The sequence below is a fragment of the Parabacteroides sp. 52 genome, from assembly GCF_010500925.1.
Classification (GTDB): Bacteria; Bacteroidota; Bacteroidia; order Bacteroidales; family Tannerellaceae; genus QVMG01.
Map to the genome: position 1 here is coordinate 52,691 of NZ_QVMG01000019.1, position 10,656 is coordinate 63,346.

Below are 10,656 nucleotides of genomic sequence, written 5' to 3' on the forward strand. Positions count from 1 at the left end.
TGATATACGTCGGCAATTTTGCTGATATATATCGGCAATTTTATTTAGGTTCACTTGGGACTACTGTTTGCCGGAGATTTGGGGGTTTTCTTTAATGCAAACAGGGGCAAATAGACAAAGATGCCTATGACCGACATGATTAGCCCTCCAATCGTACCGGCAGCCAAGGGAAACCAGAAGGCCTCTTTGGCTGTTCCTACCATAAAAGGGATGAATCCCAGTACGGTCGATATGACGGTCAGGAATATCGGGGTGATCTTCGCATTCCAGGCCTTCAGGTAGAGCCGAAGCGGGGACATATGCGGATGGGAAAGACGTAATTGGTTGTATTCGTTGATGATATAAATACTGGCATTCACTGTGATCCCGCACAGAAGCACGAAAGAGGCAAAACCGCCCTGGTCGAAATTCAGTTTGAACCAATAGAAGGTAAGGAAAACACCGATATAAGAAATAGGAATCACGCAAATCACCGCCAGGGGCTGTTTGAGCGAGTTAAACAGGATGCTTGTCGTGAAAAAGATGATCCCGATGATTAACACCAGAAGCAGGTATTGTTTATTGTCCTTTTTGCCCCATCCCCAGGTGGTACTTGCCGATTCGGCCGCATATCCCATGGGTAATAAGGCATTGAATTCTTTCAATTCCCTTTCTTGTATTCTTGTTCCCTGGTTGGCAGCACCGATGTATTCATATTGCAGGCAAAGCAGATACTGCTGGTTTTCTTTGGCGACGCGTTGGGGCATTTGTCCTTTTTCGATAGTTGCCAGTTCGGATAATTTGTAAGGTTTGTCTTTAACATATTGGGGCACATATTGCATGCTCCAGATATCAAACTCCTGCGACTGGCGGGAACTTAATTTCAGTTTCTCCAGTTCATTATCCACCACAATCGTACCGGTGTTCATATCCCTGCCAAAGACAGGTCGCAACGACCGGAACAACTCCAACGGCAGTATATTCTCTTCTGCCATACGCCCTTTATTCATATGGAAAGAGAACTCCTGATAATCATCTTTATACCAGGAAAATTCGGAGTTGATCAATACGGAGGAGATACGGCGGTATGTAAGAAGCCTTTCTTTTAGTTTCTCTGCCCAGTTGTAAAGCTCATCATAATTATATCCGTACATCTGGATACGGAACGAGCCTGCATTTTCGCGCACGTCGTTATTGAAGCCATTGTCCTGGAGCCCGTATACGCCCCAGCTGCCGCCGCCCAGTTCCAAGGCTTTGCTGATCACCCGGCTTTTCAACGTATAGGGGAAACCGCTTCGTTCGGTTTCGCGGGTAAAATAAACCCGGATACTGGCTCGCCGGGCATTGTAGATAGAGGTTTGGAACTGACGTATCTCTTTATAGGAACTCAGGTAAGTCTCCATACGCTTAATCAGATGATTCATTTGCTCCACCGTCGTGCCATTAGGCATAGAAGCCGTAATGGAGAGGACCACCTCGTCGTTGCGGGTAAAATAACTGCCTCCATATACTTTCTGTACAAACAAACGCAGGGTACCCCCCAAACCTTTGTCAAAAACGGGTTTGATATACTCTTTATAGAAGTCATTCTTTACCCATTCATTGTATTGGTCGATGAGTGTTTGTTTAAATGGAGAGAGCGTCTCTTGCTGTTGCGGATCAGGTTCGATCTTATCCGGTAACATAAAGACAGGCAGACCAAAAAGAAGAATGATAAAGAGGCAGGCCAAAACCCGCCAGCGCATAAGAAATCCGATCTGTCTTTGGTAATAACGGGTAAAAAAGACAGGCAGGCGACGGGCAAACCGGCGGATACGGGGAAAGCGTTTCTTTGTTTTTCTCTGGGTATGGGCCTGTTTCAGTAAGCCCATTTTATCGATTAATGCAGGAACAAGGAAAAGAGCAATAAAGAGGGAGACAGCCAGGTTGATGATCACAACGGCGGCAAAGTCCTGCAGGTTTAACCGTATCTTTTCATCCAGGAAGAAGATAATACTCAAAGCACCGATAGTTGTTAATGTAGCTGCCAGTATAGACAGGAAAGCCCCTTTGTTTTGTCTGTTACGGATGTGATCCGTCATCACAATCGTATTGTCGATGATCAGGCTCAATGAGATCGTGATACCTGCCAGTGAATAAAGCTGTATCTCCAGTTGGAGCAGGTAGTAAAGAATAATGGCAATGCCGAGATTGACACTCAGGCTGATCACGATCAGGAACAAATACTTCACATTCCTTGTGATCAGAAGAACGAAAAGTAATAAGATCAACAGGGTCAGCCCTGTCCGGGCGTAAATCTTATTGAGTTCATCCTGGATATATTCTGTGGCATCGTAGCTCGTATGTATCTCATACCCCCCGGGAAGAATAGAACGGATATGCTCCATTTCCGCCTTCACCTTCTTGGCCAGCTCCAGTTGGTTGGCTGTCTCGTCTGCCCGGATGGAAAGATAGATGGAGTTGAGACCGTTTATGCGGAAATAGCTTTGGGGAGACTCCTCCTGCCGGGTGACCTTGAGCAGTTGATCCAAGCGGATCAACTTACCCTCTGCCGATTGCAGAGAGATACGGGAAGGATCGAACGCTCCTTCTGTCGATTCGGGTATTAACGCCAGCCGGATCCATTCATCCGAGGCGTCTGCCTGTTCGTTTATCGCGATGCCTAAGAACTCTTTCTGATAATATTGACTGATAGCCTGCTGTATGTTTTCCAGGGTAACGCCTAGGGTGTTGAGCTGCCGGCTATCATACTCCAAGCGCCATTCCATCGGGGTGGCCCCACTCACGTCGATCCGGTAGATGCCAGGGATGCCGGAAAGCCGCGGCTTGATCTGTTCTTCGGCATAACGTTGAATAAAGATAGGCGTAGCCGCCGCATTCAACGTATAACTGATAAACGGGCGGGAGTCACTCTCATCCAGGCGGCTCATATCCAACCGGGGATAACTCAGCCCGTCAGGCAGGCTGGGCCAGGTCTGGCGGATAATGGTGGAGGCTTCGAAACGGGCGGCATCCACATCCGTATGTTTATCCAATTCCAAGGTGATACGCCCACTTCCGTTGGCCGAAGAAGAACGGATATTCTTGATGCCTTTTATCCGTGCCAGCATCGACTCCAAGCGGGAGGTCACCTCCATCTCGATCACCCGCGCCGAATTGCCCGGCATGGAATAACTCACACTCAATTGAGGCAAGGTACGCGACGGAGATAGTTTTATCGGCAACAAAGGCAGAAAGGCAATGCCCGCCAACGCCATGCAGAGGAAGGTGACAATGAGGGTGAAAGAAGATATTTTAGGTGTCTCTTTATTCATTATTTCACATGATGCTTATAATCGAAATCCTTACTCAGGGATATGCCCATGTCGAAGTCATATAATGTCAGTTTCCGTATCTTGTAATAACTCAGCCAATAATTCTTCAAGGCGGAGATATACTGACGCTGTGCCTCTTCCTGGCGGTTGGAGGAGAGTGTGAGGCTGTTGATATCCGCTTTCCCGATCATAAAGCGTTGGCGGGTCTCGTTATAGGCCATCACGGCCAGGTCTAAGGCCTCTTCGGCACTACCGATCAATGCCTGCTGAATATTGAAGTCGCTCACGGTCATAATCACATCCTCTTCTACCGAGAGTTCTTCCTGGCGGGCGGAAATCTGGGTCACATTCAGGTTGTTTCGGGCAATATTATATTTCCCTTTCCGTACGCCCCAGTCGATCAAAGGGATAGAGACAGACACAGAGACGATATCCTGCTGCAAAGGATCCCGGTAGGCATCTTTCAATTTCGTGGCGACCTGGTTGAATCCGATACTTGCATTTATAGAAGCATTGAATAAGGCCTCCTTTTTTGTTTTATCCACCTGCTGTTCTGCTTCCAATACCTGCTGTTGCAAGTCCAGGAACTTCGGGTTATTCTCTTTGGCATAGGCCAAAGCCTCCTCTACAGGAATGATCATATCCCGTGGGCGGTTAGGCAACTCCAACCGGATCTCTGTATTTTTATCGAAATTAAGATAGGAGGCAAGACCGAACATCGCCCGTTTGAGGGCTATATCTGCATTTTGCAAGGCGTTCCGTGCATTTACCGCATCCAACTTCAGGGTAAGTAAGTCGCCTTTGCTGATAGAAGCTATTTTATGTCGTTCCTGTCCGGTACGGTATAAAGTGTCGGAAGCGCTCACTTTCTCTTTGGCCAGGTCATATTCTACCTGTGCCATAGCCAGGGTGAAGAAGTAGGACGTAGCCTGCTCACTGACTTTTTCCAGGTTGTAGAGGAACTCCTTTTTCACCTTTTCATAGCGCAGGGGTTCAATCTTTCTTTCCCAACGGAAAGGGTTATACCCAATTAGTTTCTGGGAATATCCGAGGCGGATAGGAACAGAGGTAAACTGGGTAGAGGTATTATCTCCGAAATTACGTATATACCCCAGGTCGGAATCGATATAGAAACTTCCTCCCAACAGGTCGAAATTCTGCATAACCGTCAAGTCTCCTCCGGCATAAAAAGACTGCTGTTTTCTGTATATATCGATATCATTCTCCGAATCGTAGCGTCGGGTGATATCCCGGTAGTACTGTGCCGGGGTGACATTCAGGGTCAGGCTGGGCAAACGTCCCGCCTGAAACGTGCGGTATTGCCAATACCCTGCCAGGTACATATTCTTACTGCGGAAGGCTTCCAGTGAACTGTCGGCAGCCAGGGTGATCGTCTTGTCTAAGGAGAGAGTGACCTGGGCTTGTGTTTCGGCAAAGAATAAAGCCAGCAATACCCCTAGTATTCCAATTCTTTTCATATCTGTTTTCATCTTACGCATGTTTCCTGTAAATAAACCAATAAACCAACGGAATAATAAAAAGACTCACAGCCGTGCCCACTATCATAGCGGCAATCATGGCAACGGATAGCGGTTTCTGTAATTCACTTCCCAAATCGAAAGAGAACAACAACGGCACCATCGCAAAAATAGTGGTCAACGAGGTCATGATAATAGGGCGCAAACGCCGGCGGCCGGCCTCGTGGATGGCCTCCATCAAAGGTACTCCCTCTTTTCTCAATTCATTGATTGCATCGAGCTTCAGGATAGAGTCGTTGATGATGATACCACAGGTCACGACTATACCGATAGCACTCATCAGGTTCAGGGTATGTCCGCAAATCCATAAGACGATCAAAGCGGCAGCAACGTCGATCGGTATCTCCAATAAAACGATAAAAGGCTGGAGGAAACTCTCGAACTGGGCAGCCAGAATGAAATACATCAATAGGATAGAGATGAAGAGGATAATCACCAATTCGTTTAACATCTTTTTGTTTGAAAAGAAGCTACCCGAGAAATCAATATCCCATCTATCCTTTTGCAGGGGAGCAACAGAGGCTTTGGCGGGAGCATTTGTACCCATCGTTTCCCGTATATTCGCGATCAACTGTTCCGGCTTTTTCACATCGTAGAAGCGATACGGGATGAACTCTCCGTTCTTACCGGCGGTTATTGTCTTCAGATCTTCACCCGGAGTGAGACGAATCAATGTCTGTAAAGGTATATAATAGGTTTTGTTCTCTTTGGCGGAATAAGACCGGATCAATGTGTTCTGTAAAATATCGGAGATCGCCCGGTCTTTTCCGGCCAGTGTAATGGGCAGATATTGCTGGTAGGAGCGCAAAGTGGCGATTTCATTTTCTTTGAAAGCTGTTTTAAGCACACGATACACCTCATTGTAGTCCACATTGTATAAAAGTAACTTCTGACGGTCGATGGAGATGTTCAATTGGTTTTCAAAGGCGATCCCTACCGGTGTATGGCCCGTTTCTTGTATCAGCTTCTTCTCTACCTCACGCAAAACAAGGGCATCCGGTGCACGGGCCTTATCCCGGGAATACAACTCAGCGACAATATCGGCTTCCCCCGTTACAAATAACTTTTCAAATACGGTTTCAGGAGGAGAAAAAGAAATTACGGCATTCGGATAATAGGTCTTCACCCATTTCTCTATCTGCCGTTGTAAAGGAGGGATAGCAGAGGTCTCCTCTGTTTTGAAATACAACTCTGCCTCCGTAATAGATAACTCCTGGTCGCGGTTCAATAAGAACTGCTGTTGTCCGACATAAGCGGTATGGATAGTACCCTCTTGCTCTGTATCCATAAACAATTGTCCGATACGTGCCCGGTTCTCATGCACATGGATATTTTCATTCCATTCGACATGAACGATCAACTCATTCTGATCGATGATAGGCATGCGGCTTGTAGGAATAACAAAAAACATAAAAGCACATAAAGGCAATGAGAGGAAAACAAAAAGTAGACTGATTATCTTATGACGGAAGATGAAATCTATACCTGCATCATATCCGCGATCCAGGGTGTGTGCCTTGATTGGATTGTTTATCCGTATATTAAGCCAGCCTTTCTTTATTTCAGGCAGGCCGTAAACCAGCTTATACAACACAGGAAGTAACATGATGCCTGTAAAATAAGAGACCAACAAACCGACAGTGACAGCAAAGGCTTGGTCGAAAAAGATGGCTCCCGCTATCCCGCTCATAAACACCAGAGGCACAAAGACGGCAATCGTCGTAAACGTAGAACTGAGCATCGGCGTGATCACCTCGGTCGTACCCTTGGCACAGGCCTCATCCAGGCTAAAGCCTTTCGCCCGGTATTGCGCAATATTCTCGGTGACGATAATGGAACTGTCTATCATCATACCCAAAGCCAGGATCAATCCCGACAAAGAGATGATATTCAATGACATCTTAAACAGGTAAAAGAAAAGAATGCTGATCACCAGACTGACTACCATACTCAACCCTATCACAGCCGGACTTTTTATGTCACCCAGGAATAAAACGGCTACGATGCAGATAAAGATAAATCCCAGGGTAAGATTTTCTTTCAGGTTAGAGATCGTATAATCCAATAACTCCGTTTGGTTACGGGTGATGTGGAACTCGATATCCGGATACATCTCTTCAAAAAAATCGGTCACCTTCGCCAGAGACTCTTTCATCTTATCCATATTCTCATCGGCCTGTTTGATGATCGCCAATGTCACGGCACGTTTCCCTCCTGCCATAGATAAGCCGGATTCCTTCTCCGGAGCTACCGACACCTTCGCCAGTTCTTTCAATTGAAACAATCGTTCTCCCTTACGGATATAGATATCTTCCACATCTTCCGGCGTACGTAACAGGGTGGAGAATTTAATGTTGTATTCATAGTAACCATCCCGCACCATCATGCTACCCGGTTCTATATTATTCGAAGCCAATGCCGATTCCAACTCACTCAACGTAATCCCTGCTGTCTCCATCAGATTCATATCCGGCACGATCTGTACCTGCCTTTTCTGCATGCCTGTAATATCTACCATGGCCACCTCGGGCAATTGCTCGATCCGCCTCTTTATCACATTCTCTGCGAACTCGCAGAGTTCAAGGAAAGAAGAGGCTTCTTCATTCTTCCTTTCTTCTGACTTAAGCGTCAGGTTAAGATAGAAGACAGGTATGTCTGTCGCACTGGCTTTGACCACCCGGGGCCGTTCAAACTCACGGGGTAGATAATTCATTGCAGCGTCTATCTTCTCGTTTACTTCAATAAAAGCAAGGTCGGTATTGGTTCCGAAATCAAAACTTAAACGCACAATACCACTTCCATCCCGGGTATCACTCTGGATATCCCGTAAGCGAGCGACTTGCATCAATTGCTGACGGATCGGTTTGACTACCGTGTTTTCCAATTCACGCGCCGACGTATTCTGTCCCGATACCTGCACGGTAATCTCCGGTATCGCAATGTCCGGCAATAACGATACAGGCAAAGTGAAATAAGTCACCAACCCTACGATAAAGCAGGCGGTGAATGCCATTAAGACGGCTATGGGGCGAGAGAGTAAAAATTTTATCATAATAAAATTTTTAAATTGAAAATGGAGAATGGAAAATTGAAAATGAAATCAGAGATCGCTTAGCAAACGGTGAGACAATGTTGAAAATGAATAAATTTGTTACTTTAATTTCTATATTTTCCATTACTATATTTTCCTGTTATTATTTTTCATTGTATTGTTTTATACATGGAAACCTTTCATTCTCCATTCTCCATTTTCAATTTTCAATTGTTACTGTTGTGTCCCCACAACAGTAACCGGTGCTTCATGTGCCAAATTGATATTCCCACTTGTAATTACAATGTCACCGGCTTTCAGTCCTTCTACCACTGAATAATGGCCGGCATTTTCCAGGCCTGTCTGTACGTATGTCCAGTATGCCCGGTCGTTCACCAGGGTAAAAATGACTTGTTTGCCTGATCGTAATACCAGGGCACTCTTAGGCACCACCAACTGTTTCCCGATGGAGCGCTGGATGCTTACACGTACATTCATGCCTTCAAATAAATTCCCCTTATCAGTCACTGCGGCTTTTACCTTTACCATACCGTCTTTGTCGACTACCGGGTTCACTTCTGTAATACGCCCCTCTGTTTTATTATCAGTCGCAGCATAAGGAGTTACTTCCACTTTATCTCCTTTTTTAATTAAGGGCAGTTCGCTCTCCAATACAGTAAAGGATGCTTCCAGACTATGTGGGTCGATGATTGTGCAAAAGATATCGGAAGTGGAGGCAGTATTCTGTTCCTTGGCAAACAGATTCGCGACAATACCATCAAAAGGGGCTGTCAACACCGCTTTGTCAAGTTCGTATTGGGATAACTTATACTGGGATAATGCCTGGTCATATCCGCTCTTCGTGCGTACCAACCGCATGGTTTCTTCAGGCACCTTTGCCGAGTCTGCGAGCATATAACCTTGTCCGATCAATACATCCTGAAGTTCCAATTTAGCCCGTTCCAACGCATCTTTAGCTACTGCCAATTTGTTGGAAAGACGGAACGTAGAAAGGGAAGCCAGCTTCTGTCCTTTGCCTACCCGGTCCCCATTCTTCACATAGATCATACCGATCTCTTCCATCGATTCAAAACGCAGATCGACATACCGTGCTGCCGATAGTTTCCCGTTGCTAATCAGCTCATGATGGAAATCTGTCTCTTCCAGAGTCATTACTGTCACCTGGTTCTTCTCTTCCGGCAAACTCGTCTCCATAGCCTCCTCAGCCTCTGATCCTTTTTTCTCTCCACCGCAAGCCATCATCACACCAGACAATAATAGGATGGTTAACAAATTGTAGTACTTCATATGTTGTATGTTAATCAGATTTGTCCTTTGTTTTCACACATTGTCACATAATCTTTAGTTATTACAAATATAACAATTAAATTACGGAAGCATCGTAAGGATGTTTTTTTTAACGTTTTATAATTTACCCATACGACTTTACTCTGTCCTGATATTTCTTATATTCATCCGATCACAACATAATCTCTATTAAAAAAAAGCCTTTCTCCTCTGTATACGCTATCGTATATGCTCGTTTTTTTTCTTCATTTACAGCAATGCATCGCATATCAATGCCTACTTCATATTTGACAATAGGATTTCCCAACATATCAAAGACTTTAATTTCTTTTGTAAAAAGAGGGTTCTCTGTGGGTGAACTGCCGTTATGGAGAGTGTAAATATAAGAGTCGGTAACATACAAATCTTCAAAGCCATAAATGGTTTCTTTATCTCCATTTACTAATGGAGTCAACAATAAAGTTGTTGTTTTCTCTACAGCATGAGGTGCATTTTCCATATTAAAAACTTGAAGTACACCACTTTTATAAGAAGCAAAAACCAGATGTTTCAGGTTGGGAGTTATCTTAATAAAATGAATATTATACAACTCCTTCTGCATCAGATCATCTAACTCTTTGCTGTTTTCCAAAACAAGATATTCGATAAAAGAACCATTGTAATTTAACTTATCATCAAAAACCGCAAGTTGTTTTTCTTCGAAAAGACCCTTTTCACCTGTCAACACATAAAAATCCATACAACAAACACATTGCCTGACAAAGGATGATTCCAAAATATCTGTATGTATATTTACGGATTTTTCCAGTATAATTCTATCTCCGTCATTTACATAAAAATATATTCTATTCAGATTATAATCATATATTTGAAATACACCTTCAACAACTTGTGGACTATATGTTGGATATAATAATTCTCCTGGACCATTCCCTTTTTTTGCAAACTCCGAATGAAGATTCCAATTTTTACTGTTTAACACATGAAAAAAATGATCATGCCCTTTTTCGTCTTGCACAATTAGAAAACTATCCATCAAAGATAAAGAAACAGGATAAGAGAAATCAAAATCACATTCCACTTCTTTATATTCCACCTTTCGCACATCGTCAAACAGTACATTAGAAACAGTTAAAACATCTCTCCCTGTACAATCCAGGAAAAAAAACAGACTTAAACAACACAGTACAACAGGCAATTTGCTTATATCAATTTTATTATGCATATATCCCAATTTATTCCTCCTCATTATTTGCCAACGCTTCCACATTACTTAAAATAAGATCTGAAAGACTGACTTCGTTTTTATTTTGGCTGATGCCCCAGCTTGCGGCAAATGCCATTGTTGCCATCAGGGGCAACTCCTATAATTCTCTTTTTCATTTTATTTGATTCTCTTTTGTTTTTATTCTAAAAATAATTTCTCAACAACTTACATACTCTCCTTCTGTCGATTGTTCTTTGTTTAAATTATACTACTTTTGCC

At 44.0% G+C, this 10,656-nt stretch carries 6 protein-coding genes; all 6 read right to left on the reverse strand.

Going from position 1 to position 10,656, the window contains the following annotated elements:
- Positions 1 to 50 precede the first annotated feature (50 nt).
- The gene (locus D0T51_RS10330; protein ID WP_163728975.1) at positions 51 to 3,293 is read right to left on the reverse strand and encodes an efflux RND transporter permease subunit; all 3,243 of its coding nucleotides are present in this window, start codon (positions 3,291 to 3,293) and stop codon (positions 51 to 53) included.
- Entirely contained in the window at positions 3,293 to 4,771 is a 1,479-nt protein-coding gene (locus tag D0T51_RS10335) for a TolC family protein (protein WP_163728978.1), read from the reverse strand. Before D0T51_RS10335 ends, D0T51_RS10330 begins: the two co-directional genes overlap by 1 nt.
- 13 nt (positions 4,772 to 4,784) lie before the next feature.
- Positions 4,785 to 7,883 carry an efflux RND transporter permease subunit gene (locus D0T51_RS10340; RefSeq protein ID WP_163728981.1) on the reverse strand — a complete coding sequence of 1,033 codons (3,099 nt, stop codon included), beginning with the start codon at positions 7,881 to 7,883 and terminating at the stop codon, positions 4,785 to 4,787.
- A gap of 213 nt (positions 7,884 to 8,096) precedes the next feature.
- Positions 8,097 to 9,170, reverse strand: a complete 1,074-nt coding sequence (locus tag D0T51_RS10345; protein WP_163728984.1) for an efflux RND transporter periplasmic adaptor subunit — start codon at positions 9,168 to 9,170, stop codon at positions 8,097 to 8,099.
- Between the two features lie 172 nt (positions 9,171 to 9,342).
- Positions 9,343 to 10,395, reverse strand: coding sequence for a BF3164 family lipoprotein (locus D0T51_RS10350; RefSeq protein ID WP_163728987.1), 1,053 nt, complete (start codon positions 10,393 to 10,395; stop codon positions 9,343 to 9,345).
- A gap of 10 nt (positions 10,396 to 10,405) precedes the next feature.
- Positions 10,406 to 10,522 (reverse strand): NVEALA domain-containing protein, encoded by a 117-nt coding sequence (locus tag D0T51_RS10355; protein ID WP_239056797.1) that lies wholly within the window; start codon positions 10,520 to 10,522, stop codon positions 10,406 to 10,408.
- Positions 10,523 to 10,656 lie beyond the last annotated feature (134 nt).

Excerpts from the sequence above, each read along its gene's own strand:
- D0T51_RS10340 (WP_163728981.1), bottom strand. The coding sequence starts at position 7,883 with ATGATAAAATTTTTACTCTCTCGCCCCATAGCCGTCTTAATGGCATTC.
- D0T51_RS10350 (WP_163728987.1), bottom strand. The coding sequence starts at position 10,395 with ATGCATAATAAAATTGATATAAGCAAATTGCCTGTTGTACTGTGTTGT.
- D0T51_RS10345 (WP_163728984.1), bottom strand. The coding sequence starts at position 9,170 with ATGAAGTACTACAATTTGTTAACCATCCTATTATTGTCTGGTGTGATG.
- D0T51_RS10335 (WP_163728978.1), bottom strand. The coding sequence starts at position 4,771 with ATGAAAAGAATTGGAATACTAGGGGTATTGCTGGCTTTATTCTTTGCC.
- D0T51_RS10330 (WP_163728975.1), bottom strand. The coding sequence starts at position 3,293 with ATGAATAAAGAGACACCTAAAATATCTTCTTTCACCCTCATTGTCACC.
- D0T51_RS10355 (WP_239056797.1), bottom strand. The coding sequence starts at position 10,522 with ATGGCAACAATGGCATTTGCCGCAAGCTGGGGCATCAGCCAAAATAAA.